At 55.1% G+C, this 25,237-nt stretch carries 16 protein-coding genes, 4 tRNA genes and 3 rRNA genes; 6 read left to right on the forward strand and 17 right to left on the reverse strand.

The window, feature by feature from the left end:
• Nucleotides 1-113 precede the first annotated feature (113 nt).
• The 3 genes from AC6I8V_RS19390 (at nt 114) to AC6I8V_RS19400 (ending at nt 3,685) form a co-directional block, all read left to right on the forward strand.
• Entirely contained in the window at nt 114-1,013 is a 900-nt protein-coding gene (locus tag AC6I8V_RS19390; protein WP_497843795.1) for a LysR family transcriptional regulator, read from the forward strand.
• 45 nt (nt 1,014-1,058) lie between these two features.
• Nucleotides 1,059-2,060 (forward strand): inner membrane protein YhjD, encoded by a 1,002-nt coding sequence (gene yhjD, locus AC6I8V_RS19395; protein WP_497843796.1) that lies wholly within the window; start codon nt 1,059-1,061, stop codon nt 2,058-2,060.
• A 290-nt stretch (nt 2,061-2,350) separates the two neighbouring features.
• Entirely contained in the window at nt 2,351-3,685 is a 1,335-nt protein-coding gene (locus tag AC6I8V_RS19400; protein WP_497843797.1) for an MFS transporter, read from the forward strand.
• Nucleotides 3,686-4,370: 685 nt separating this feature from the next.
• Here AC6I8V_RS19400 and ilvC read toward each other — a convergent pair.
• The gene (gene ilvC, locus AC6I8V_RS19405; protein ID WP_497843798.1) at nt 4,371-5,846 is read right to left on the reverse strand and encodes a ketol-acid reductoisomerase; all 1,476 of its coding nucleotides are present in this window, start codon (nt 5,844-5,846) and stop codon (nt 4,371-4,373) included.
• A gap of 160 nt (nt 5,847-6,006) precedes the next feature.
• Here ilvC and ilvY point away from each other — a divergent pair, with 160 nt between their 5' ends.
• Nucleotides 6,007-6,888: an HTH-type transcriptional activator IlvY gene (ilvY, locus tag AC6I8V_RS19410; protein ID WP_497843799.1), complete on the forward strand. Its 882-nt coding sequence runs from the start codon at nt 6,007-6,009 to the stop codon at nt 6,886-6,888.
• Here ilvY and ilvA read toward each other — a convergent pair whose 3' ends face one another.
• From ilvA to ilvL, 6 genes are all read right to left on the reverse strand, one after another.
• Nucleotides 6,889-8,436, reverse strand: a complete 1,548-nt coding sequence (gene ilvA / locus AC6I8V_RS19415; RefSeq protein WP_497843800.1) for a threonine ammonia-lyase, biosynthetic — start codon at nt 8,434-8,436, stop codon at nt 6,889-6,891. It lies immediately after the preceding gene.
• A 3-nt stretch (nt 8,437-8,439) separates the two neighbouring features.
• Nucleotides 8,440-10,290: a dihydroxy-acid dehydratase gene (ilvD, locus tag AC6I8V_RS19420; protein ID WP_497843801.1), complete on the reverse strand. Its 1,851-nt coding sequence runs from the start codon at nt 10,288-10,290 to the stop codon at nt 8,440-8,442.
• 60 nt (nt 10,291-10,350) lie between these two features.
• Nucleotides 10,351-11,280, reverse strand: coding sequence for a branched-chain-amino-acid transaminase (ilvE, locus tag AC6I8V_RS19425; RefSeq protein WP_497843802.1), 930 nt, complete (start codon nt 11,278-11,280; stop codon nt 10,351-10,353).
• 18 nt (nt 11,281-11,298) lie between these two features.
• Nucleotides 11,299-11,556 carry an acetolactate synthase 2 small subunit gene (gene ilvM / locus AC6I8V_RS19430; protein WP_497843803.1) on the reverse strand — a complete coding sequence of 86 codons (258 nt, stop codon included), beginning with the start codon at nt 11,554-11,556 and terminating at the stop codon, nt 11,299-11,301.
• Complete coding sequence (gene ilvG / locus AC6I8V_RS19435) at nt 11,553-13,199, reverse strand: acetolactate synthase 2 catalytic subunit (protein ID WP_497843804.1); 1,647 nt, start codon at nt 13,197-13,199, stop codon at nt 11,553-11,555. Before ilvG ends, ilvM begins: the two co-directional genes overlap by 4 nt.
• Nucleotides 13,200-13,348: 149 nt before the next feature.
• On the reverse strand, nt 13,349-13,447 hold the full coding sequence (gene ilvL, locus AC6I8V_RS19440) for an ilv operon leader peptide (RefSeq protein ID WP_071783595.1): 99 nt from the start codon (nt 13,445-13,447) through the stop codon (nt 13,349-13,351).
• A gap of 328 nt (nt 13,448-13,775) precedes the next feature.
• On the opposite strand from ilvL, the gene AC6I8V_RS19445 reads away from it, so the two are divergent.
• On the forward strand, nt 13,776-15,296 hold the full coding sequence (locus tag AC6I8V_RS19445) for a YifB family Mg chelatase-like AAA ATPase (RefSeq protein WP_497843805.1): 1,521 nt from the start codon (nt 13,776-13,778) through the stop codon (nt 15,294-15,296).
• 25 nt (nt 15,297-15,321) lie between these two features.
• On the opposite strand, the gene AC6I8V_RS19450 is transcribed toward AC6I8V_RS19445, so the two are convergent.
• On the reverse strand, nt 15,322-15,660 hold the full coding sequence (locus tag AC6I8V_RS19450; RefSeq protein WP_497843806.1) for a MaoP family protein: 339 nt from the start codon (nt 15,658-15,660) through the stop codon (nt 15,322-15,324).
• Between the two features lie 121 nt (nt 15,661-15,781).
• Here AC6I8V_RS19450 and hdfR point away from each other — a divergent pair, with 121 nt between their 5' ends.
• Nucleotides 15,782-16,603 (forward strand): HTH-type transcriptional regulator HdfR, encoded by an 822-nt coding sequence (gene hdfR, locus AC6I8V_RS19455; RefSeq protein WP_497843807.1) that lies wholly within the window; start codon nt 15,782-15,784, stop codon nt 16,601-16,603.
• Nucleotides 16,604-16,716: 113 nt separating this feature from the next.
• Here the strand turns inward: hdfR and AC6I8V_RS19460 are convergent.
• The 9 genes from AC6I8V_RS19460 to btuB all read right to left on the reverse strand — a co-directional run bounded on the left by AC6I8V_RS19460 (nt 16,717) and on the right by btuB (nt 25,230).
• A tRNA-Trp gene (locus AC6I8V_RS19460) sits at nt 16,717-16,792 on the reverse strand.
• 9 nt (nt 16,793-16,801) lie between these two features.
• A tRNA-Asp gene (locus AC6I8V_RS19465) sits at nt 16,802-16,878 on the reverse strand.
• Between the two features lie 73 nt (nt 16,879-16,951).
• Nucleotides 16,952-17,067: ribosomal RNA gene (gene rrf, locus AC6I8V_RS19470) — 5S ribosomal RNA — on the reverse strand.
• 103 nt (nt 17,068-17,170) lie between these two features.
• Nucleotides 17,171-20,075 (reverse strand): 23S ribosomal RNA (locus tag AC6I8V_RS19475).
• Between the two features lie 197 nt (nt 20,076-20,272).
• Nucleotides 20,273-20,348, reverse strand: a tRNA-Ala gene (locus AC6I8V_RS19480).
• A gap of 149 nt (nt 20,349-20,497) precedes the next feature.
• Nucleotides 20,498-20,574: transfer RNA gene (locus tag AC6I8V_RS19485), tRNA-Ile, on the reverse strand.
• Between the two features lie 73 nt (nt 20,575-20,647).
• A 16S ribosomal RNA gene (locus AC6I8V_RS19490) occupies nt 20,648-22,189 on the reverse strand.
• The 16S, 23S and 5S rRNA genes sit together here with 4 tRNA genes alongside, the layout of an rRNA operon.
• Nucleotides 22,190-22,559: 370 nt before the next feature.
• On the reverse strand, nt 22,560-23,411 hold the full coding sequence (gene murI / locus AC6I8V_RS19495; RefSeq protein WP_497843808.1) for a glutamate racemase: 852 nt from the start codon (nt 23,409-23,411) through the stop codon (nt 22,560-22,562).
• Nucleotides 23,356-25,230, reverse strand: a complete 1,875-nt coding sequence (gene btuB, locus AC6I8V_RS19500; RefSeq protein WP_497843809.1) for a TonB-dependent vitamin B12 receptor BtuB — start codon at nt 25,228-25,230, stop codon at nt 23,356-23,358. Before btuB ends, murI begins: the two co-directional genes overlap by 56 nt.
• Nucleotides 25,231-25,237 lie beyond the last annotated feature (7 nt).

The raw sequence follows: 25,237 nt of genomic DNA on the forward strand, positions 1-25,237 counted from the left end.
TTCGCACCTGTTGCAAAATTGAACACGTTTAAAGGATATTCTCTGAACTTTGATCTATAAACTCGTAGTAATGCGCTGCACTGTTTCACTAACAACAACAATCGGTGAACAACATGGATAAAATTCACGCAATGCAGGTTTTTGTGCGGGTGGCGGAAATGGGCAGTTTTACCCGCGCGGCAGAAAGTCTCGGTTTGCCGAAAGGCAGCGTGTCACGTCAGTTGCAGGCGCTGGAAAATCAAATGGGTACGCGCCTGTTACATCGCACGACGCGCCGCGTGCATCTCACCCAGGATGGGCTGGTTTATTACGATCGCTGCCTCGATTTGCTGTCGATGCTGGATGATATGGACAGCCTGTTCCAGCATGACCCGGCGACGCTCAGCGGCAAGCTGCGTGTGGATATGTCGGTGGCGATGGCGACCGGCTTTATCCTGCCGCGGCTGCCGGAGTTTTTGCAGCACTATCCCGGTATTGAGATAGAGCTTAGCAGCAGCGATCGCCAGGTGGATGTGATCCGTGAAGGATTTGACTGTGTGGTGCGCGTCGGTGAGCTGAAGGATTCTGGCCTGATTGCGCGCAAAATCGGAAGTCATGCCTTGATTAACTGCGCCAGCCCCGATTACCTTTCCCGCTTCGGGATGCCGGTGCGGCTGGAAGACCTGTCGCAACATGCGATGGTGCACTACACCCAGCAGCTGGGTCAGCCTTCGCCGGGCTTCGAATATTTCGATGGCAGGCAGAGCCATTATATTCAGACCGGCGGCGTGGTGACGGTCAATAGCACCGAAACCTATCGTGCCGCCTGTATCGCGGGCCTCGGTATTATTCAGGTGCCGGCGATTGGCGTGCAGCCGCTGCTGGAGTCCGGGCAGCTGGTTGAGGTGCTACACCACTTCCCGGCCAAACCGATGCCGATCTCCCTGCTCTATCCCCATCGGCGCAATGTGGCGCGCCGCGTGCGGGTGTTTATGGAGTGGCTGAGCCAGGTCTTGCAGGAGTATGTCACCTAGCGGGCTATAATTTAAATTTCGCGGTCAACAGGATGCTAACTGTCTATGACGGACAAAAACACTCAGGAGAAGGCGGCTGAACAAAAGCCGCTGATTGATATCAAAACCGGCAACCAGCATGTGGATAGCTCGATCGTGCGCGTGTCGCGCTTCGCGACCTGGTTCCAGTCGATTCCGGCGGTGGCGCATTTTCTGCGTGCGCTGGAGCGATTTAACGATCGCCTCGGCAGCCAGTTTGGCGCGGCCATTACTTACTTCTCGTTTCTCTCACTGATACCGATTTTGATGGTTTCCTTTGCGGCGGTCGGCTTTGTGCTGGCGTCGAATCAGGATCTGCTCACGGAGTTGATCAACAAAATCGTTAACAGCATCAGCGATCCCAATCTGGCCAATACGCTGAAAAACACCGTGAATACCGCGATTCAGCAGCGCGCCACCGTGGGTCTGACCGGCCTGCTGCTGGCGCTGTATTCGGGGATTAACTGGATGGGTAACCTGCGTGAAGCGATCCGCGCCCAGTCGCGCGATGTGTGGGAGCGCAAACCTGACGATCAGGAGAAGTTCTGGAAGAAATATCTGCGCGATTTTGTCTCGCTCACCGGCCTGATGCTGGCGCTGGTGATCACGCTGTCGCTAACCTCGATTGCCGGTGCCGCTCAGGCGGCGATTGTGAGGGCGCTGGGGCTGGACGGCATCGACTGGCTGCGCCCGGCGCTGACCATCATTGCGTTGTCGATCTCCATCCTTGCTAACTATCTGCTGTTTCTGTGGATTTTCTGGATTCTGCCGCGCCATAAGCCGCGCAAAAAAGCGTTGTTTCGCGGCACGCTGCTAGCGGCAATTGGTTTTGAGGTGATCAAGTTTGTCATGACTATTACCCTGCCGAAGCTGGCGACGTCGCCCTCCGGCGCGGCGTTCGGTTCGGTGCTGGGTCTGATGGCCTTTTTCTATTTCTTTGCCCGTCTGACATTGTTCTGCGCCGCATGGATCGCCACCGCCAGATACAAAGACGATAAAGAGATGCCGCAGCCCCACCAGCAACAGTAAGCTGCCGCAGTTCGTTACATTTGCCGCAACAGCAAAAAATGTTTCCCGCTGGCTGTTTTTAAGCCAAAAGCCAGCAGGAATCGCTAAAGGGTCACTTTTATTTGGCCCTTTTGCAGAGATTCCCGCCAGAAAATCCCCACTTCCCGTTCCCATTCGCCTCAGATTGCATTAACTCAGAAATTATCCACTTTTTCGCCGATAAAGCCTGTTGTGACGCGGCTTTTCGCCATTGAATGACGCTATACAGGTGCGTAAGATTCTTTGTTTCTATTTACAATTAAGAAACAGTTATGCAAGCCTCCATCACCGAATCACTCGACAAAAAACCTGACGACACGCCCGTGAACTCGCGCGGCAAAGTGGTCGTTGCGTCGCTTGTCGGCACTGCTATCGAATTCTTCGATTTCTATATTTACGCCACCGCGGCGGTTATTGTTTTCCCACATATTTTCTTCCCGCAGGGTGATGCCACTGTCGCGACGCTACAGTCACTGGCGACGTTCGCCATCGCCTTTATTGCGCGCCCGATTGGTTCCGCGCTGTTTGGTCACTTTGGCGACCGTGTCGGCCGTAAAGCGACCCTGGTCGCTTCGCTGCTGACGATGGGGGTTTCAACGGTGCTGATCGGCCTGCTGCCGGGTTATCAGACCATTGGCGTGGCCGCGCCGCTGCTGCTGGCGCTGGCGCGTTTTGGTCAGGGTCTCGGCCTCGGCGGCGAATGGGGTGGCGCAGCGCTGCTGGCGACTGAGAATGCGCCAGCGAAAAAACGCGCGCTCTACGGTTCGTTCCCGCAGCTCGGCGCGCCGATTGGCTTCTTCTTTGCCAACGGCACCTTTCTGCTGCTCTCCTGGCTGCTGACCGATGAGCAGTTTATGCAGTGGGGCTGGCGCGTGCCGTTTATCCTCTCTGCGGTGCTGGTGATCATTGGCCTGTACGTGCGCGTGTCGCTGAATGAAAGCCCGGTGTTCGCCAAAGTACAGAAAGAGAAAAAACAGGTGCGTATCCCGATTGGTACGCTGCTGAGCAAACACTGGCTTGCCACCATTCTCGGCACCTTTATCATGCTCGCCACCTATACGCTGTTCTACATTATGACCGTGTATTCAATGAGCTACGGCACCGCGCCGATACCGGTGGGACTGGGTTATTCACGTAACAGCTTCCTGTGGATGCTGATGGTGGCGGTGATTGGTTTTGGCGTGATGGTGCCGATTGCTGGCCTGCTGGCCGACCGTTTTGGTCGTCGCAAAACCATGATCACCATTACCCTGATGATTATTGCTTTCGCCTTTATGTTCCCGGTGCTGCTGGGTTCCGGTTCTCAGGTGCTGGTGATGGGCTTCCTGCTGCTGGGTCTGAGCATTATGGGTCTGACATTTGGCCCGATGGGCGCGCTGCTGCCGGAACTGTTCCCGACCGAAGTGCGTTATACCGGTGCCTCGTTCTCGTATAACCTGTCGTCGATTCTCGGTGCCTCGGTTGCGCCTTATATCGCTACCTGGCTGAACGCGACCTATGGTTTGCAGGCAGTCGGTTATTACCTGGCATCAATGGCAGCGCTGACGCTGATTGCGTTGATTGCCTGTAGAGAAACGCGCCATCAGACGCTGTACGAAGCGGTGTGATGCGATTGCGGATGAAGTAAAAAACCCGGCTCCAGCCGGGTTTTTTATTGGTTCGGCGGCGCGGAGATGCGCGCGGTGGCCATAAATGGCCACCCTACGCCGTAGGGTCGGCATTGATGCCGACCTGGGTGAATGCGCTGAGGCGGTGTGATGCGGTTGCGGGTTAAGTAAAAAGCCCGGCTCTGCCCGGTTTTTTTATTGGTTCGGCGGCGCGGAAATGCGCGCGGTGGCCATAAATGGCCACCCTACGCCGTAGGGCCGGCATTGATGCCGACCTGGGTGAATGCGTTGAGGCGGTGCGATGCGGTTGCGGGTTAAGTAAAAACCCCCGGCAAGCCGGGGTTTTTATTGGTTCGGCGGCGCAGGAATGAGCGCGGTGGTCATAAATGACCACCCTACGGCATAGGGTCGGCATTAATGCCGGGCTGGGTAAATGCGCTGAGGCGGTGCGATGCGGTTGCGGATGAAGTAAAAAGCCCGGCTCCGGCCGGGTTTTTTATTGGTTCGACGGCGCAGGAATGAGCGCGGTGGCCATAAATGGCCACCCTACGCCGTAGGGTCGGCATTGATGCCGACCTGGGTGAATGCGCTGAGGCGGTATGAAGCGGCGTGATGCGGTTGCGGATGAAGTAAAAAACCCCGGCAAGCCGGGGTTTTTTGTGCTGAAAACGGTGCGGTGTGCGGCTTAGCCAGCGACAGCGATACGTTTCATGTCGGTCATGTAGCCACGCAGTTTGCGGCCAACCGCTTCGATCGGATGCTGACGAACGGCTTCGTTCACGTCACGCAGCTGTGCGTTATCTACCTGAGTCCCTTCCACCGCTTTGCCCAGGTCGCCCGGTTGCAGCGTGGTCATGAACTCTTTCAGCAGCGGAACGGCCGCGAAGGAGAACAGGTAGTTACCGTATTCGGCGGTATCGGAGATAACCACGTTCATTTCATACAGACGCTTACGTGCGATGGTGTTCGCGATCAGCGGCAGCTCGTGCAGTGATTCGTAGTAAGCAGACTCTTCGATGATGCCCGCGTCAACCATGGTTTCGAAGGCCAGCTCAACGCCCGCTTTCACCATCGCTACCATCACCACGCCTTTGTCGTAGTATTCCTGCTCGTCGATTTTACCTTCGTACTGGGCAGCCGTTTCGAACGCAGTCTGGCCGGTCTCTTCACGCCAGGTCAGCAGGTTTTTGTCGTCGTTCGCCCAGTCAGCCATCATGCCGGAAGAGAATTCGCCGGAGATGATGTCATCCATGTGCTTCTGGAACAGCGGAGCCATGATGGTTTTCAGCTGCTCAGACAGTGCGTAAGCACGCAGTTTCGCCGGGTTAGACAGGCGATCCATCATCAGGGTGATGCCGCCGAATTTCAGTGATTCGGTGATGGTTTCCCAGCCGAACTGAATCAGTTTTTCTGCGTAAGTCGCGTCAGTACCTTCTGCCACCAGCTTGTCGAAGCACAGCAGTGAACCTGCCTGCAACATACCGCACAGGATAGTCTGCTCGCCCATCAGGTCAGATTTCACTTCAGCAACGAAAGAAGATTCCAGTACGCCGGCACGGTCGCCACCGGTCGCCGCAGCCCAGGCTTTAGCAATCGCCATGCCTTCGCCTTTCGGATCGTTTTCCGGGTGAACCGCGATCAGCGTCGGTACGCCGAAACCACGTTTGTACTCTTCACGCACTTCCGTACCCGGGCACTTCGGCGCCACCATCACCACGGTGATGTCTTTACGGATGGTTTCGCCCACTTCAACGATGTTGAAACCGTGTGAGTAGCCCAGCGCTGCGCCGTCTTTCATCAGCGGCTGTACAGCCTGAACCACCGCAGAGTGCTGTTTGTCCGGCGTCAGGTTAACCACCAGGTCCGCCTGCGGGATCAGCTCTTCGTAAGTACCCACTTTGAAGCCGTTATCAGTCGCTTTGCGGAATGATGCACGTTTCTCAGCAATCGCCTCTGCACGCAGTGCGTAAGACACATCCAGACCAGAGTCACGCATGTTCAGACCCTGGTTCAGGCCCTGAGCACCACAGCCAACGATGACGACTTTCTTACCTTTCAGGAAGCTGGCGCCATCCGCGAATTCATCGCGCGCCATGAAACGACATTTGCCTAACTGCGCTAACTGATTGCGCAGATTCAATGTGTTGAAGTAGTTAGCCATGGGTACTCCGGTTAGATGTTGTGTTTGCTTTGTTCGGTAACGACGCTGTAAGCAGCGCCGCGAATGACCCCATCATATGACAGGAAATCTGTTGCTTAAATTGATATATTTACAAGGTCACGTTGCAGGATTTGCAATATCACTTTGAGGTTACCCGCGCATGGATTTACGAGACCTGAAACTCTTCCTCCATCTGACTGAGAGCTGCCACTTTGGCCGCACGGCGCGAGCCATGCATGTCAGTCCGTCCACCCTGTCGCGCCAGATTCAGCGCCTTGAGGAAGATGTGGGCCACGCGCTATTTCTGCGTGATAACCGTACCGTGACGCTGACTGAAGCCGGTGAACGGCTGCGCCAGTTCGCGCAGCAAACCCTGTTGCAATATCAGCAACTGCGTCATGTGATGGACCTGAATGGACCTTCGCTGAGCGGCGAGCTGCGTCTGTTCTGCTCGGTGACCGCCGCCTACAGCCACCTGCCACCGATTCTTGATCGCTTCCGCGCGGAGCATCCGCAGGTGGAGATCAAACTCACCACGGGCGATGCCGCCGATGCGATTAGCATGGTGCAGTCCGGCGAGGCGGATTTAGCGATTGCCGGTCGCCCTGAATCGCTGCCCGCCAGCATTGATTTTACGCCACTCGGGCTGATTCCGCAGGTGCTGATCGCCCCGGCGCTGCCCTGCCCGGTGCGCAACCAGGCGACGCAGGAGGAACCTGACTGGGCGCAAATTCCCTTTATCCTGCCGGAACAAGGGCCTGCGCGCCGCGGTATCGACCTGTGGTTCCGCCGTCGTCGCATTCCCAATCCGCTGATTTACGCCACGGTCTCAGGCCATGAGGCGATTGTCTCGATGGTGGCGCTCGGTTGTGGCATTGCGTTGCTGCCCGATGTGGTGCTGGAAAATAGCCCGGAGCCGGTGCGTAATCGCGTGCTGGTGCTGGAGAATGCGGAGTCAGTCGCGCCGCTGGAGCTTGGCGTGTGCGTACAAAAAAAGCGGCTCGGAGAGCCGCTTATCAATGCGTTCTGGCACCTGTTGTAATTACTGGCCAGCGAGGAAGAAACGGAACGCCGGGTTGTTGGCTTCGTCGTGGAAGTCATAACCCAGCGCCGTGAGATGCTCCTCAAAGCGCGGTTCGTCATCACCCAGTTCAAACGCCGCCAGCACCCGACCAAAGTCGGTGCCGTGGCTGCGATAGTGGAACAGCGAGATATTCCAGTGCGTACCCAGCGTTTGCAGGAACTTCAGCAACGCGCCTGGCGCTTCCGGGAATTCAAAGCTGAACAGACGCTCACGCAGCGGCTTGGATGGACGGCCGCCAACCATGTAGCGTACGTGCAGCTTCGCCATTTCGTCGTCGGACAGATCCACCACATGGTAGCCGCCTTCAGCGAGCTGACTGATGATTTCGCTGCGCTCCTCCCGCCCACGGGTTAAACGCACGCCGACGAAGATGCAGGCGTTGTCGGCATCCGCGTAGCGATAGTTGAACTCGGTCACTGAGCGGCCGCCCAGCGTCTGGCAGAACTTCAGGAAACTGCCCTGCTGCTCGGGAATGGTGACCGCCAGCAGCGCCTCACGCTGTTCGCCCAGCTCGCAACGCTCAGAGACGTAACGCAGGCCGTGGAAGTTCACGTTAGCGCCCGACAATACGTGCGCCAGGCGTTCGCCTTTGATGTCGTGCTGCTGGATGTACTTTTTCATGCCTGCCAGCGCCAGCGCGCCCGAAGGCTCCGCCACCGCACGCACATCCTCGAACAGATCCTTCATCGCCGCGCAGATGGCATCGCTATCCACGGTGATGATGTCGTCGAGATATTCCTGGCACAGCCGGAAGGTTTCGCTGCCGATACGCTTCACCGCCACGCCTTCCGCAAATAACCCGACGCGCGCCAGATCAACCGGATGACCCGCTTCCAGCGCCGCTTTCAGGCAGGCCGAGTCTTCCGACTCCACGGCAATCACCTTGATCTGCGGCATCAGCTGCTTGATCAACACCGCGACGCCCGCCGCCAGACCGCCACCGCCCACCGGCACAAAGACGCGGTCGAGATGCGCATCCTGTTGCAGCAGTTCCATCGCCAGCGTGCCCTGTCCGGCGATCACCGCCGGATGGTCGAATGGCGGCACAAAGGTGTAACCCTGCTGCTCCGACAATTCGATGGCTTTGGCTTTCGCCTCGTCAAAGTTGGCCCCAAACAGGTAAGCCTCACCGCCAAATGCGCGCACCGCATCAACCTTGATATCTGCCGTGGCCACCGGCATCACAATCAGTGATTTGATGCCAAGCCGGCTGGCCGAGAGCGCCACGCCCTGAGCATGGTTACCGGCCGATGCCGTGACCACGCCGCGTGCTTTTTGCTCCTCGTTCAGCCCGGCAATCATCGCGTAAGCCCCGCGCAGCTTGAAGCTGTGCACCGGCTGACGATCTTCACGCTTCACCAGAATGGTGTTGCCAAGACGCGATGAAATTTTTTCCATTTTCTGTAACGGCGTGACCTGTGCCACTTCGTACACCGGTGAACGCAATACCGCGCGCAAATACTCCGCGCCGCAGGGCGCCGCGGGTAGCGGTTGAGACTCAGCCATCTGTTAGCCTCCCAGCTTGGACTTATCGCGCACCGCGCCTTTGTCAGCGCTGGTCGCGAGTGATGCGTAAGCACGCAGCGCGAAGGAGACCTGACGCACACGGCCGTGCGGCGTATAGGCCGCCTCACCACGCGCTTCTTCTGCTTCACGACGAGCGTGCAGTTCGTTATCCGCCACCGCCAGCTTGATGCCGCGGTTCGGGATGTCGATTTCGATCATGTCGCCGTCTTTCACCAGCGCGATGGTGCCGCCGCTGGCTGCTTCCGGTGAGGCGTGACCGATGGACAGACCTGAAGTACCGCCGGAGAAACGACCGTCGGTGATCAGCGCACAGCTTTTGCCGAGGCCCATTGATTTCAGGTAGGTGGTCGGATAGAGCATTTCCTGCATCCCCGGTCCGCCTTTCGGCCCTTCGTAACGAATCACCACCACGTCGCCAGCCACCACTTTGCCGCCGAGGATCGCTTCTACCGCATCATCCTGGCTTTCGTAAACTTTGGCCGGGCCTTTGAAGGTGAGGATCTCTTTATCCACACCGGCGGTTTTCACGATACAGCCATCTTCCGCGAGGTTGCCGTACAGCACCGCCAGACCACCATCCTGCGAGAAGGCGTGTTCACGGGTGCGGATACAACCTTCCTGACGGTCATCATCCAGCGTGTCCCAGCGGCAGTCCTGCGAGAATGCCTGGGTGGTGCGGATTCCCGCCGGACCGGCGCGGAACATCTTCTTCACCGCCTCGTCTTTGGTCAGCATGATGTCGTACTGATCCAGCGTCTCACGCAGGTTCAGACCCAGCACGTTGCGCACGTCGGTATGCAGCAGACCGGCGCGATCCAGCTCGCCGAGGATGCCGAGAACGCCACCGGCACGGTGCACGTCTTCCATATGATATTTCTGGGTGCTCGGCGCCACTTTGCACAGGTGGGGTACTTTGCGCGACAGACGATCGATGTCGGAGATGTTGAAGTCGATTTCGCCTTCCTGCGCCGCCGCCAGCAGGTGCAACACGGTGTTGGTGGAACCGCCCATGGCGATATCCAGCGTCATAGCGTTTTCAAATGCCGCTTTGCTGGCGATGTTGCGCGGCAGCGCGCGCTCATCATCCTGCTCGTAATACTGTTTGGTCAGGTTAACGATGCGTTTGCCCGCGTTGATAAACAGATCTTTGCGGTCGGCGTGGGTCGCCAGCAGCGAACCGTTGCCCGGCTGTGACAGGCCCAGCGCTTCGGTCAGACAGTTCATCGAGTTGGCGGTGAACATACCGGAACAGGAGCCGCAGGTCGGACAGGCTGAACGTTCGATCTGCTCACTGTCGGCGTCGCTGACGTTCGGGTTAGCGCCCTGAATCATCGCATCGACCAAGTCCAGCTTGATGATCTTGTCGGACAGCTTGGTTTTACCCGCTTCCATCGGACCACCAGAGACGAAGATCACCGGGATATTCAGGCGCAGTGACGCCATCAGCATACCGGGGGTGATTTTGTCGCAGTTGGAGATACACACCATGGCATCAGCACAGTGGGCGTTCACCATGTACTCGACGGAGTCGGCGATCAGTTCGCGCGAAGGCAGTGAATACAGCATGCCGCCATGACCCATGGCGATACCATCATCCACCGCAATGGTGTTGAACTCTTTAGCCACACCGCCAGCCGCTTCGATTTGTTCTGCGACCAGTTTGCCGAGATCGCGCAGGTGGACGTGGCCTGGCACGAATTGAGTGAATGAGTTGACCACGGCGATAATCGGTTTTCCGAAATCGGCGTCGGTCATTCCTGTCGCGCGCCACAAGGCACGGGCACCCGCCATGTTACGGCCATGGGTGGTGGTGGCGGAACGGTACTTAGGCATGCTCTATTTACTCCAGTAAGAAAAGGCACGCGGACGCAGTTGCGTCCGCGAAAAGTCTTGTTATGGGTTAACTGGATCTAACCAGCCCCATTTGTCTTCGGTCTCGCCGGTGAACAGGCCAAAGAACGCCTGCTGAATGCGTTTGGTTACCGGACCGCATTTGCCTTCGCCCACCTGGATACCGTCAACGCTGCGTACCGGGGTGATTTCCGCCGCAGTACCGGACATAAACACTTCGTCAGCCAGATACAGCGATTCGCGGGACAGCACCTGCTCGCGAACTTCGATACCCATGTCTTTCGCCAGTTTGATGATGGCGTCGCGGGTGATGCCCGGCAGCGCAGAAGAGGTGAACGGCGGCGTGAACAGGATGCCATCTTTCACTTCGAACAGGTTTTCACCAGCACCTTCTGAAATATAGCCGTTGGTGTCGAGAGCGATACCTTCCTGATAGCCGTGGCGACGCGCTTCGCTACCTACCAGCAGAGAAGAGAGGTAGTTACCACCGGCTTTTGCTGCGGTCGGCAGGGTGTTCGGTGCAACGCGGTTCCATGAAGAGACCATGGCATCAATGCCCTGCTCCAGCGCTTCGGCGCCCAGGTAAGCACCCCACGGGAACGCGGCGATGATCACGTCGGTGGTGTAGCCATCTGGCGGGTTCACACCCAGGCCCACGTCGCCCACGAAAGCCAGCGGACGGATATAAGCGCTTTTCAGTTTGTTGACGCGCAACACTTCACGGCAGGCTTCCATCAGTTCATCCACGCTGGCTTTGATCGGGAAGCGGTAGATTTTGGCGGAGTCGTGCAGACGCTGCATGTGTTCGCGATGACGGAACACCACCGGGCCTTTGTGTGAGTCGTAGCAACGCACGCCTTCAAACACAGAAGTACCGTAATGCAACGCGTGAGACATGACGCTAACCTTGGCGTCTTCCCACTTAACCATCTCCCCATTGAACCAAATAAAGTCTGCTTTCTTCGTACTCATTGTTATTTCCTTTCGCGACTAGGCACGGATTTGTTGTGTTGTCTGTTGTTGAATCTGGACGCACGCGACATCCATCAGTTTGCTTAACTGCGAAGACAGTAAATCGACAGAGCGCTGGCTGGCAACGGTCATTTCGATATTAATGTTTTCGGCATTAACGGCTGATGCCATGTTCATGGCGCACACCTGGAAACCGCGGTGGCGCACGACACGCAAAATGCGCTCCAATATTTCAGGGCGGAAGCGGGCTTCGATAGACAATTGATGCTGGTTCATACTGTTTTCTCCATCATGTTTGCGTTGCTGGCACCCGGCGGTACCAATGGCCAGACGTTTTCATGCTCATCAATCGCAACATGCAGGAAGTAAGGACCTTCACTGTTCAGCAGAGCATCAAGGGCGGCGTCGACCTGATCTTTACGGGTGATGCGCTGGCCGGGGATATCAAAAGCGCTGGCCAGCGTGAGGAAATCGGGGTTATCAGTCAGGATGGTTTCGCTGTAGCGACCATCAAAGAACAACTGCTGCCACTGGCGCACCATGCCGAGGCGCTGGTTATCCAGCAGCAGAATTTTTACCGGCAGCTTGCCACGTTTGATGGTACCCAGCTCCTGGATATTCATCATGATCGAACCGTCACCGGATACGCAGATCACGGTATCGTCAGGACGGGCAACCTGGGCGCCCACCGCAGCCGGCAGGCCGAAACCCATGGTGCCCAGGCCGCTGGAGGTAATGAAGTTCTCCGGAGCGCTGAACGACATATGCTGAGCCGCCCACATCTGATGCTGACCTACGTCGGTAGTCACCACCGCGCTGTCGGCTTTGCGATCGGAGAGTTGCTTCAGCAGCAGCGGCGCGTAAATCGCTTCGCCTGGGTGATCGTAACGCCAGGCGAATTCAGCTTTCATCGCGTTGACTTCAGTGCGCCATGCGTCAATTTGCAGCGGCATACTCAGCGCAGCCAGCACCTGGTTCATATCGCCCTGTAGGGAAACATGCGCACGACGCAGTTTGTTCAGCTCGGCAGGATCGATATCGATGTGGATAACGCTGGCGTGCGGTGCGAAGGTGTCCAGCTTGCCGGTCACGCGGTCGTCAAAGCGCGCGCCGACGGCAATCAACAGATCACACGACTGCACCGCAAGGTTGGCGGCTTTGGTGCCGTGCATCCCCAGCATACCCAGGTAAACCTCGCTGCTGGCGTCGGCGCTGCCCAGACCTTTCAGGGTCGCCGCCATCGGAATGCCGGTTTCCTCCGCCATGGCACGCAGCGCCGGAACCGCCTGCGCCATCCCGACACCGCCACCGATATACAGCATCGGCTTTTTCGCCTGCGCCATCAGCGCGCGCGCTTCCGCGATGTGCTGAGGCGAGTGGCTCAGCGCATCGACCACCGGCAGCAGATGTGGCGTCAGCTCGCCGCTGGCGATTTGAATGTCTTTCGGGATATCAACCAGCACCGGGCCAGGGCGGCCGGACTGAGCGATGGCGAAGGCTTCAGCCATCACTGAGGGTAAATCATCAAGGGATTCAACGAGGAAACTGTGTTTGGTGCAGGCGAGTGACAGGCCGAGAACATCAATTTCCTGAAAGGCATCGGTACCGATGAACGAGGAGGAGACCTGCCCGGTGATTGCCACAACCGGGATGGAATCCATCATCGCATCGGCCAGGCCGGTGATCAGGTTGGTCGCGCCCGGACCTGAGGTGGCGATACATACGCCGGTCTTGCCTGTGGCACGCGCATAACCAATCGCCGCCATCACCGCACCTTGCTCATGCCGACACAGTAGGTGTTCCACGCCGCCATCGTAGAGCGCATCGTACACTGGCATGATGGCACCGCCAGGATAGCCAAACACTGTCTCAACACCCTGCGCGCGTAAAGCCTGAACTACCCACTGTGCACCTGTCATGGTTATTCTCCTGTATCCCTGCGGGAACAACAGAATTTTATGCTACTGTTCATTATCTGTTCCTCGATGATTCGCTGATATTTTGTCTGGTCGAAAAAAAACCCCCGGACCTTTCGGTGCGGGGGTTTTTCGAATTCCAGGCTTGATTTTTAAGCCTTTCTTTCTCCAAGCGTAGCCCCGCACGGTGGGATAATAATCACCACCACGCTAATCACGACTAGGCTAATCACTTGTAGAAGGGCTTTCATGTGTTGTTCGTTTTTTCGATTGTTCGAAGTAATACCTACAGAGTTACCATAGTTACTTGTGCATTGACAATAATTTTCATCAGAATTTTTTATGACGCATTGACAAAGACGCGGTTATCACCTTGTAAGTAAACGGTTATTTAGATTTGTGATAAATATTCATTACGAACGCGACGTAACCGTCCCTTCTCATTTGCGATCTCGCTTACAAAAGCGATTAACGTGCAGCAAATAACGATGAAATTACGGAATTTATCGCACAGTTATCCTTATATGGATTAGACGTGCCCAGGGAAGACCCGCAGGCTAGAGATAACAAGGAGTCGTTATGTCTTTATCCCGGGTTTTAACACGAGCGGCACTGGGCGTGCAGGCGCCGCTGGTGACCGTTGAAGTGCATATCAGCAATGGCTTGCCCGCCTTAACGCTGGTCGGGTTGCCGGAAACAACCGTCAAAGAGGCGCGGGAAAGGGTGCGTAGCGCCATTATCAATAGTGGTTTTACCTTCCCGGCAAAGCGCATCACCATCAATCTTGCGCCGGCGGATCTGCCTAAAGAAGGTGGACGCTATGACCTGCCGATCGCCATTGCAATTCTCGCCGCCTCAGAGCAGCTTCCTGACGCGAAACTCACGCAATATGAATTCCTGGGTGAATTAGCGCTGAACGGCGCGCTCTGTGGCGTTCAGGCCGCGATTCCTGCGGCTATGGCTGCGTTGCAGGCCGGCAGGCAAATGGTACTCTCTGAACAGAATCAACAGGATGTCGGTTTAATTCAGGAAAGCGTTACCCTTGTCGGCAAGCATCTGCTGGAGATCTGCGCATTTCTGCATAACCAGACGGAATTGACCGTAGCCCGATATCAGCCGCAGGAGATGGACCAGGAAACGCAGGATTTGAGCGACATCATTGGTCAGGAGCAGGGACGGCGAGCGCTGGAGATTACCGCCGCAGGCGGGCACAACCTGCTGCTGCTGGGACCGCCAGGGACCGGGAAAACCATGCTGGCCACTCGCTTACCCGGTATCATGCCTCCCCTGAACGACCAGGAGGCGCTGGAATGCGCGGCTATTGCCAGCCTGGTCAGCAGTGGCAATCTCCACCGTCAGTGGCGTAAGCGTCCATTTCGCGCGCCCCATCATAGCGGATCATTGTATGCATTGGTGGGTGGAGGATCTCTGCCGCGCCCCGGTGAAATTTCGCTGGCGCATAATGGGGTGCTTTTTCTCGATGAGTTGCCGGAATTCGAACGCAGGGTGCTGGATGCCTTGCGGGAACCGATTGAGTCTGGCGAGATTGCGATTTCGCGCGCCCGCGCGAAAGTCACCTATCCGGCACGCTTTCAATTAATTGGCGCGATGAACCCCAGCCCAACCGGCCATTATCAGGGGACGCATAACCGCAGCAGCCCGCAGCAGGTGCTGCGCTACCTGAACCGTCTCTCCGGCCCCTTCCTGGACCGTTTTGATCTTTCCATCGAGATCCCTCTGCTGCCCAGCGGCACGCTAAGCCAGCAGCAGCAGCGGAGTGAAAGCAGTGCTGAGGTGTTACATCGTGTTGTCGCTGCCCGGCAACGCCAGATATCGCGCAGTGGGAAAGTGAACGCGCATTTATCGAATGCGGAAATTCAGCGCTGGTGCGAACTGGCGCAGGATGATGCAACGTGGCTTGAAGAGGTGCTGAATTCACTTGGGTTATCAGTGCGTGCGTGGCAGCGCATTCTGAAGGTGGCACGGACTATCGCGGATTTAGCAGGCGAGGCGCAGATTACGCGTCATCATCTGCAAGAGGCGGTGGGGTATCGCAGTATCGACCGGTTAATGATTTTTCTGCACAAAAGTCTGGAATAAAAAACGGGGCACCTGCCCCGTTATCTTAATCATCGCTATCGCTGTACTCTTCGACGCTATCCATCTGCGGCTTACCGCCTGAAAGCGTGTGAAAACGCTTAGGACGCTTGATACGTGCGGTGTATTTCGACCATACACGTTCAGCTTCCGTTTGCGGCTCACGAATACCACGACATACTTCAATAAATAAACGTTCTTCTTCCGTCACCGGCTCACGTTTCGCCAGGTCCAGTTCATTAAAGGCATAACCGTGGCGCTCAAGAAGCATCGCTTCTTTAATGGTGAAGTCACCATGACGCGAAAAACCACGAGGGTAATGTTTGTTATCAAAGAAACGATTCGTTGTTGCGAAGCTATCCGCCATTTTACACGCTCCTGATTCTCATATGGCCGTGCTATTTATGGCGCGGAGTATTAGATAGGCTTGACAGAGTGTAAAACAAAACATTTAAATCAGTACGACAAACATTTTTTGGGAGAATGCTGTGGATACGGAATTACTGAAAACTTTCCTCGAAGTGAGCAGAACACGCCATTTTGGGCGAGCTGCTGAAGCGCTTTACCTCACGCAATCTGCCGTTAGTTTTCGCATTCGCCAACTGGAAAATCAGCTGGGCGTTAACCTTTTTACCCGTCATCGTAATAACATCCGGCTGACCTCAGCAGGTGAGCGCTTATTGCCCTATGCAGAAAGCCTGATGAGTACATGGCTGATGGCTAAGAAGGAAGTTTCGCACACACAACAGCATCATGAGCTTTCTATAGGGGCCAGTGCATCACTCTGGGAAGCCTATCTAACCCCCTGGTTGCAAACGCTTTATGAGAACAGAGAGAGCCTGCACCTTGAGGCGCGCATAGCGCAACGGCATTTACTGGTGAAGCAGTTACATGAACGTCAGCTTGATCTTTTGCTTACGACTGAAGCACCGAAGATGGATGAATTGACCAGCCAGCAAATTGGTCATATTTCACTCGCATTATTTCGGGCGAGGAAAACTGAGAAACGTGAAAAATATGATTACATCAAACTGGAATGGGGAGCAGATTTTCATCAGCATGAAAGTTATCTGTCCAGTGATGACGTTCCGGTATTAACCACAACATCGGCGCATGTTACCCGCGAATTGCTACATACCACTGGCGCTTGCGCGTTTTTGCCCGATTTCTGGCACAGTATTTACAGTGATTTGATGGTTATTCCTGATACGCCTGTGGCCGTAAGGCCGTTATATGCCGTATGGCTGCAGAATAGCGATCAACAGGCCCATATTCGCCAGTTGCTTAAATATCCGGTATTAACGCATTGATGTAATAAAAAGCAGGAAGGGAAGGGTTTGAGTGGATATTGGTGAAGCTCAACTCTTTTTATCACTAAATTTTAGACAAAAAAAATCCTTTGCCGAAGCAAAGGATTATTTTCTGGCAGGGGCGGAGGGACTCGAACCCCCAACACCCGGTTTTGGAGACCGGTGCTCTACCAATTGAACTACGCCCCTAAATGAGGGTGGCGGTGCGGACGGGACTCGAACCCGCGACCCCCGGCGTGACAGGCCGGTATTCTAACCGACTGAACTACCGCACCACCGAATACTGCATTACCAGCGGGGTCTCGCTGATAACCGGTGTTACCTTTTCAGGTAAATACCTAATTTGATGCCTGGCAGTTCCCTACTCTCGCATGGGGAGACCCCACACTACCATCGGCGCTACGGCGTTTCACTTCTGAGTTCGGCATGGGGTCAGGTGGGACCACCGCGCTACAGCCGCCAGGCAAATTCTGTTATCCGCACCGCCCTCTCAGGCCATGCGAACCAATCCGTTTGAACTAAGCTGAAAATTCTCTGGTCTCTCAACCAAAACGCCTCTGGCGTTGTAAGGTTAAGCCTCACGGGTCATTAGTACCGGTTAGCTCAATGCATCGCTGCACTTACACATCCGGCCTATCAACGTCGTCGTCTTCAACGTCCCTTCAGGACTCTCAAGGAGTCAGGGAGAACTCATCTCGGGGCAAGTTTCGTGCTTAGATGCTTTCAGCACTTATCTCTTCCGCACTTAGCTACCGGGCAATGCCATTGGCATGACAACCCGAACACCAGTGGTGCGTTCACTCCGGTCCTCTCGTACTAGGAGCAACCCCCCTCAATTCTCCAGCGCCCACGGCAGATAGGGACCGAACTGTCTCACGACGTTCTAAACCCAGCTCGCGTACCACTTTAAACGGCGAACAGCCGTACCCTTGGGACCTACTTCAGCCCCAGGATGTGATGAGCCGACATCGAGGTGCCAAACACCGCCGTCGATATGAACTCTTGGGCGGTATCAGCCTGTTATCCCCGGAGTACCTTTTATCCGTTGAGCGATGGCCCTTCCATTCAGAACCACCGGATCACTATGACCTGCTTTCGCACCTGCTCGAGCCGTCACTCTCGCAGTCAAGCTGGCTTATGCCATTGCACTAACCTCCTGATGTCCGACCAGGATTAGCCAACCTTCGTGCTCCTCCGTTACGCTTTGGGAGGAGACCGCCCCAGTCAAACTACCCACCAGACACTGTCCGCAGCCCGGATCACGGGCCTACGTTAGAACATCAAACATTAAAGGGTGGTATTTCAAGGTTGGCTCCACGCAGACTGGCGTCCACGCTTCAAAGCCTCCCACCTATCCTACACATCAAGGCTCAATGTTCAGTGTCAAGCTATAGTAAAGGTTCACGGGGTCTTTCCGTCTTGCCGCGGGTACACTGCATCTTCACAGCGATTTCAATTTCACTGAGTCTCGGGTGGAGACAGCCTGGCCATCATTACGCCATTCGTGCAGGTCGGAACTTACCCGACAAGGAATTTCGCTACCTTAGGACCGTTATAGTTACGGCCGCCGTTTACCGGGGCTTCGATCAAGAGCTTCTCCTTACGGATAACCCCATCAATTAACCTTCCGGCACCGGGCAGGCGTCACACCGTATACGTCCACTTTCGTGTTTGCACAGTGCTGTGTTTTTAATAAACAGTTGCAGCCAGCTGGTATCTTCGACTGGCTTCAGCTCCGGGAGCAAGTCCCTTCACCTACGCGCCAGCGTGCCTTCTCCCGAAGTTACGGCACCATTTTGCCTAGTTCCTTCACCCGAGTTCTCTCAAGCGCCTTGGTATTCTCTACCTGACCACCTGTGTCGGTTTGGGGTACGATTTCGTGTTACCTGGAGCTTAGAGGCTTTTCCTGGAAGCAGGGCATCAGTTACTTCACCACCGTAGTGGCTCGTCATCACGCCTCAGCGTTAAAGTGCACCGGATTTGCCTGGAGCACACGCCTACACGCTTAAACCGGGACAACCGTCGCCCGGATAACCTAGCCTTCTCCGTCCCCCCTTCGCAGTAACACCAAGTGCAGGAATATTAACCTGCTTCCCATCGACTACGCTTTTCAGCCTCGCCTTAGGGGTCGACTCACCCTGCCCCGATTAACGTTGGACAGGAACCCTTGGTCTTCCGGCGAGCGGGCTTTTCACCCGCTTTATCGTTACTTATGTCAGCATTCGCACTTCTGATACCTCCAGCAGACCTCACAGTCCACCTTCGACGGCTTACAGAACGCTCCCCTACCCAACAACACATAGTGTCGCTGCCGCAGCTTCGGTGCATGGTTTAGCCCCGTTACATCTTCCGCGCAGGCCGACTCGACCAGTGAGCTATTACGCTTTCTTTAAATGATGGCTGCTTCTAAGCCAACATCCTGGCTGTCTGTGCCTTCCCACATCGTTTCCCACTTAACCATGACTTTGGGACCTTAGCTGGCGGTCTGGGTTGTTTCCCTCTTCACGACGGACGTTAGCACCCGCCGTGTGTCTCCCGTGATAACATTCTCCGGTATTCGCAGTTTGCATCGGGTTGGTAAGCCGGGATGGCCCCCTAGCCGAAACAGTGCTCTACCCCCGGAGATGAGTTCACGAGGCGCTACCTAAATAGCTTTCGGGGAGAACCAGCTATCTCCCGGTTTGATTGGCCTTTCACCCCCAGCCACAAGTCATCCGCTAATTTTTCAACATTAGTCGGTTCGGTCCTCCAGTTAGTGTTACCCAACCTTCAACCTGCCCATGGCTAGATCACCGGGTTTCGGGTCTATACCCTGCAACTTAACGCCCAATTAAGACTCGGTTTCCCTGCGGCTCCCCTATACGGTTAACCTTGCTACAGAATATAAGTCGCTGACCCATTATACAAAAGGTACGCAGTCACCTAACAAGTAGGCTCCCACTGCTTGTACGTACACGGTTTCAGGTTCTGTTTCACTCCCCTCGCCGGGGTTCTTTTCGCCTTTCCCTCACGGTACTGGTTCACTATCGGTCAGTCAGGAGTATTTAGCCTTGGAGGATGGTCCCCCCATATTCAGACAGGATACCACGTGTCCCGCCCTACTCATCGAACTCACAGTAAGTGCATTTTTGTGTACGGGAGTATCACCCTGTACCCTGCGACTTTCCAGACGCTTCCACTAATGCACAAACTGATTCAGGTTCTGGGCTGTTCCCCGTTCGCTCGCCGCTACTGGGGGAATCTCGGTTGATTTCTTTTCCTCGGGGTACTTAGATGTTTCAGTTCCCCCGGTTCGCCTCGTTAACCTATGTATTCAGTTAACGATGATGCACTGAGTGCACCGGGTTTCCCCATTCGGACATCGCCGGCTATAGCGGTTCATATCACCTTACCGGCGCTTTACGCAGATTAGCACGTCCTTCATCGCCTCTGACTGCCAGGGCATCCACCGTGTACGCTTAGTCGCTTAACCTCACAACCCACAGGCGTTTTGCAACGCGTGCAGACTGCAAGCATTTGAGAGACTCGAACGCGCCGTGCTGTATTCCTTATTACGGAGGAATACGACTGCGCGTCGTTTCAAATTTTCAGCTTGTTCCGGATTGTTAAAGAGCAAATACTTCGCAGCACACCGTTTCCGGTACGCTCTGAAGTATTGAAGAACTGTAATGGTGGAGCTAAGCGGGATCGAACCGCTGACCTCCTGCGTGCAAGGCAGGCGCTCTCCCAGCTGAGCTATAGCCCCATACAGTTACTGCAGAGACCACTGCTACCACTCAACCGAGTTGCTATTCTTCAGACAAATAAAGAATGCAATCTCTTCTCATACAGCACATGCGGACAGGACGTTTACATCGGTAAACGACCGCGCATAACGCAGCGTGAGGAGAAATTTGGTAGGCCTGAGTGGACTTGAACCACCGACCTCACCCTTATCAGGGGTGCGCTCTAACCACCTGAGCTACAAGCCTGCAGAGGTTCTTCTGCTCGTTACTTTTCTATCAGACAATCTGTGTGAGCACTTCGGAGGAAGGTATCTTCAGGTAAGGAGGTGATCCAACCGCAGGTTCCCCTACGGTTACCTTGTTACGACTTCACCCCAGTCATGAATCACAAAGTGGTAAGCGCCCTCCCGAAGGTTAAGCTACCTACTTCTTTTGCAACCCACTCCCATGGTGTGACGGGCGGTGTGTACAAGGCCCGGGAACGTATTCACCGTAGCATTCTGATCTACGATTACTAGCGATTCCGACTTCACGGAGTCGAGTTGCAGACTCCGATCCGGACTACGACGCACTTTATGAGGTCCGCTTGCTCTCGCGAGGTCGCTTCTCTTTGTATGCGCCATTGTAGCACGTGTGTAGCCCTGGCCGTAAGGGCCATGATGACTTGACGTCATCCCCACCTTCCTCCGGTTTATCACCGGCAGTCTCCTTTGAGTTCCCGACCGAATCGCTGGCAACAAAGGATAAGGGTTGCGCTCGTTGCGGGACTTAACCCAACATTTCACAACACGAGCTGACGACAGCCATGCAGCACCTGTCTCACGGTTCCCGAAGGCACTAAGGCATCTCTGCCGAATTCCGTGGATGTCAAGGCCAGGTAAGGTTCTTCGCGTTGCATCGAATTAAACCACATGCTCCACCGCTTGTGCGGGCCCCCGTCAATTCATTTGAGTTTTAACCTTGCGGCCGTACTCCCCAGGCGGTCGACTTAACGCGTTAGCTCCGGAAGCCACTCCTCAAGGGAACAACCTCCAAGTCGACATCGTTTACGGCGTGGACTACCAGGGTATCTAATCCTGTTTGCTCCCCACGCTTTCGCACCTGAGCGTCAGTCTTTGTCCAGGGGGCCGCCTTCGCCACCGGTATTCCTCCAGATCTCTACGCATTTCACCGCTACACCTGGAATTCTACCCCCCTCTACAAGACTCTAGCCTGCCAGTTTCGAATGCAGTTCCCAGGTTAAGCCCGGGGATTTCACATCCGACTTGACAGACCGCCTGCGTGCGCTTTACGCCCAGTAATTCCGATTAACGCTTGCACCCTCCGTATTACCGCGGCTGCTGGCACGGAGTTAGCCGGTGCTTCTTCTGCGGGTAACGTCAATTGCGACGGTTATTAACCGTCACACCTTCCTCCCCGCTGAAAGTACTTTACAACCCGAAGGCCTTCTTCATACACGCGGCATGGCTGCATCAGGCTTGCGCCCATTGTGCAATATTCCCCACTGCTGCCTCCCGTAGGAGTCTGGACCGTGTCTCAGTTCCAGTGTGGCTGGTCATCCTCTCAGACCAGCTAGGGATCGTCGCCTAGGTGAGCCGTTACCCCACCTACTAGCTAATCCCATCTGGGTTCATCCGATGGTGTGAGGCCCGAAGGTCCCCCACTTTGGTCTTGCGACGTTATGCGGTATTAGCTACCGTTTCCAGTAGTTATCCCCCTCCATCGGGCAGATCCCCAGACATTACTCACCCGTCCGCCACTCGTCACCCAAGGAGCAAGCTCCTCTGTGCTACCGTTCGACTTGCATGTGTTAGGCCTGCCGCCAGCGTTCAATCTGAGCCATGATCAAACTCTTCAATTTAAGTTTGATGCTCAAAGAATTAAACTTCGTAATGAATTACGTGTTCACTCTTGAGACTTGATATTTTTTAAGTCCGTAGACTTTTGATATCAATCCTGCGAGTGCCCACACAGATTGTCTGATAAATTGTTAAAGAGCAGTGCCACATTTCTAGTGTGGCGCGGGTTGCGTATGTTACGCTTTCCGCGTTTTCAGTCAAGCATTTATTTTTGCTTTTCTGAAGGTTGCCACTTAAGGCCACCTTGCCAACACAGCGTTTTGTAAACCGTTGTTCCGTGTCAGTGGAGGCGCATTATAGGGAGTTCTTTGGGGCTGACAAGCGCTAAATGCAATTTAATTTCTGAGTGCTGCTTTTTTCGACGGAAAGCCCCTAAGGCGCTAGTTTTTCCAGCAAAGGGAAGCCATAACGCTGCAGAACGGGTGATAATTGCAGCGCTTCTTCATCCATTCGGGTGCAGAACGCCATATTGGCAGCCGCAGAAAGTGCAACAGGTGAGGCATGTTCCAGCAGCCAGACAGTTCGACGCGCAATTGCCGCACCGGAATCCACCAGCCGCGTTCCTTCCGGCAGAACCAATTGCAGCTCGTCACGCAGTAAAGGAAAGTGAGTACAACCCAGCACCACCGTATCCGGCGGCTCCTTCATCCGCAGCCAGGGCTGAACCACGCGGCGCACATCATCCAGCAGCACTTCTTCGCCATGCAGCTTCGCCTCTGCCAGTTCTACCAGTTCGGACGACCCCAGCATTTTGATGGTGCATTCGCGGGCGAACTGCGCCACCAGCTCGTGGGTATAAGGACGCTTCACCGTGCCACGCGTCGCCAGCAATCCCACCACACCATTACGCGTTAAGCGCGCGGCGGGTTTGATTGCGGGCACAACCCCCACCACCGGGAAATTAAACTGTGCACGCAATGCCGGTAAAGAAACGGTACTGGCCGAGTTACAGGCAATCACCACCAGCGCCAGCGGAAAACGCTGCGTGATGGCCGCAACCACCGAGACCACTCGCTCGACAATATAGGTTTCGGTTTTTTCGCCGTAGGGGAAACCTTCATTATCGAAGGCGTAAAGATAGTGGAGATCCGGCAGCAATTGCCGTATCTCCTCGTAGACCGAGAGCCCACCGACGCCGGAGTCAAACACCAGCACGGTGGGACGCAGATTAGAAGCTGTAGCTGGCGCTGAGGTAGTACTCCGTTCCTGGAGTTGGATAGCCATACACTGTCTCGTAGTCTTTATCGAACAGGTTGGCAATTCTACCACGAACCGTGAGCTGTGAGGTGACTGGATACGATACCGCCAGATCCCATAAACTTACACCACCCAATTTAATGCGCTGCGCGGTATAGGAGTGATTGTAATCGTTGTCGTAACGCTCACCGAGGTAGTGATAGGTTATAGACCAGTCAAAATCATATACCGTCCAGTCAAGCTGGTATTTCACCTGCTGTTTCGCTCGGCGTAGCAGCTGCTGATTGGTTTCGGCATCACGTGCGTCAACATAGTCATAGGAAACCGTATGGCTAAGCGGACCAGTATCGAAAGAAGCGGTAGCTTCCACGCCTTTAATACGTGCTTTATCGATGTTGTAGTAAACATAGGTGTTAGGGTCGCTATCGATCAGATTATCGATGTCATTACGATAGCCCGACACACGCCAGTTCACCGGTCCGGTTAAACCTTCAAAGCCGCTTTCCCACTGCTTGCTCTCTTCCGGTTTCAGATTCGGGTTGCCGTAAGTCTGGCTATAGAGTTGAGCCAGGTTAGGGGCTTTATACGCAGTGGCGTAAGAGGCAAAAACACGATAACCATCGACAAATTCCCAGGCCGCGCTGCTCTGCCAGGTGTTGTGCCAGCCAAACGCATTGTTGTCATCGCCACGTACCGCACCTTCCAGCGTTACGCTGCCAAACTGTTGCTGCGCGGTGGCGTAGATGCCGGTATTACGTTGCTCCTGACCTTGCACCGTTGAATTGGTACCAGGCTCGGAGGTTTGCTTCTGCCAGTCAACACCGCCGCTCACCGCGCCATGTCCAACCTGTACCGTATTCCCCCATTGCAGGTTGTATTGCTGGACATCATCCAGCGAAGCAGTTGCATCATATTTGCCGAGCTGCGGGCTGTAGTTGTAATCCTTGGTGTGGCTGTAACTGGCAATCAGCTGCGAAGAATAGATGCCCTGATTAAAACGCAGCCCGGTATCCCACGTCTGACTATACAGCTGACGCGTATCGACAAAGGTATTAGGTTCAACGTAGGTGGGATAGCCGTCGTAGGCAGTACGGTTGTCAAAACCATAACCACGCACGAAGCCGCTGAACTGATCGCTGAATTGATGCTCCAGCGAGCCGTACAAGGTTTTACTCATAAAGCCGTCGCGATCTTTCTGCGCCGGGTCGCCATAGATGTCGGGCAGGTTCGCCACCACATCGTAGCCTTTGGTGTAGGTATAGTTACCGGCCAGCGTCAGCTTAGTGGCATCGCCCAGTTGCTGTTGCGTCGAACCATCGTAGCTTTGATAACCTTTCGATCCGACGCCCGCCGTCAGCGTGGTGCCAGTTTTATCACGACCGGTAATGATGTTCACCACGCCACCGATGGCATCAGACCCATATACCGCCGAACGTGCACCACGAATATATTCAATGCGCTGCACCAGCGAGAGCGGAATCTGGCTGAGATCGGAAGAACCAGAGATGCCCGCCTGATTGAGACGAACACCGTCAATCAGAATCAGCACATGGTTAGAGTTAGTGCCACGGATAAACATCGAACTCTGTTGACCGAGACCACCATTTTGCGCGATATCCACACCCGGCAGGCGACGCATCACATCCGTTAGGCTTTTCGCCTGCCAGCGATCGATCTCTTCACGGGTAACGACAGTGGTGGGAGCCAGCACGGAAGAAACCGGTTGAGCAAAGCGGTTGGCGGTGACAATTTGCGTATCATCATTCTGCTGAGCGTAACCAAATTGCGCCCAGAGAGACATCGCCGTTGCACTGAAAGCAAACAGCGAGGCATGTGTTTTTTTCATTGTTATA

It is taken from the genome of Pantoea sp. X-Soil-TKNS-1207, from assembly GCF_059730485.1.

Coding starts and splice junctions, on each gene's coding strand:
- ilvA (WP_497843800.1), bottom strand. CDS start 8,436: ATGGCTGAGTCTCAACCGCTACCCGCGGCGCCCTGCGGCGCGGAGTAT.
- AC6I8V_RS19450 (WP_497843806.1), bottom strand. CDS start 15,660: ATGGCGGATAGCTTCGCAACAACGAATCGTTTCTTTGATAACAAACAT.
- ilvC (WP_497843798.1), bottom strand. CDS start 5,846: ATGGCTAACTACTTCAACACATTGAATCTGCGCAATCAGTTAGCGCAG.
- yhjD (WP_497843796.1), top strand. CDS start 1,059: ATGACGGACAAAAACACTCAGGAGAAGGCGGCTGAACAAAAGCCGCTG.
- ilvL (WP_071783595.1), bottom strand. CDS start 13,447: ATGAAAGCCCTTCTACAAGTGATTAGCCTAGTCGTGATTAGCGTGGTG.
- AC6I8V_RS19390 (WP_497843795.1), top strand. CDS start 114: ATGGATAAAATTCACGCAATGCAGGTTTTTGTGCGGGTGGCGGAAATG.
- ilvD (WP_497843801.1), bottom strand. CDS start 10,290: ATGCCTAAGTACCGTTCCGCCACCACCACCCATGGCCGTAACATGGCG.
- ilvE (WP_497843802.1), bottom strand. CDS start 11,280: ATGAGTACGAAGAAAGCAGACTTTATTTGGTTCAATGGGGAGATGGTT.
- ilvM (WP_497843803.1), bottom strand. CDS start 11,556: ATGAACCAGCATCAATTGTCTATCGAAGCCCGCTTCCGCCCTGAAATA.
- AC6I8V_RS19445 (WP_497843805.1), top strand. CDS start 13,776: ATGTCTTTATCCCGGGTTTTAACACGAGCGGCACTGGGCGTGCAGGCG.
- murI (WP_497843808.1), bottom strand. CDS start 23,411: ATGGCTATCCAACTCCAGGAACGGAGTACTACCTCAGCGCCAGCTACA.
- ilvY (WP_497843799.1), top strand. CDS start 6,007: ATGGATTTACGAGACCTGAAACTCTTCCTCCATCTGACTGAGAGCTGC.
- AC6I8V_RS19400 (WP_497843797.1), top strand. CDS start 2,351: ATGCAAGCCTCCATCACCGAATCACTCGACAAAAAACCTGACGACACG.
- ilvG (WP_497843804.1), bottom strand. CDS start 13,199: ATGACAGGTGCACAGTGGGTAGTTCAGGCTTTACGCGCGCAGGGTGTT.
- btuB (WP_497843809.1), bottom strand. CDS start 25,230: ATGAAAAAAACACATGCCTCGCTGTTTGCTTTCAGTGCAACGGCGATG.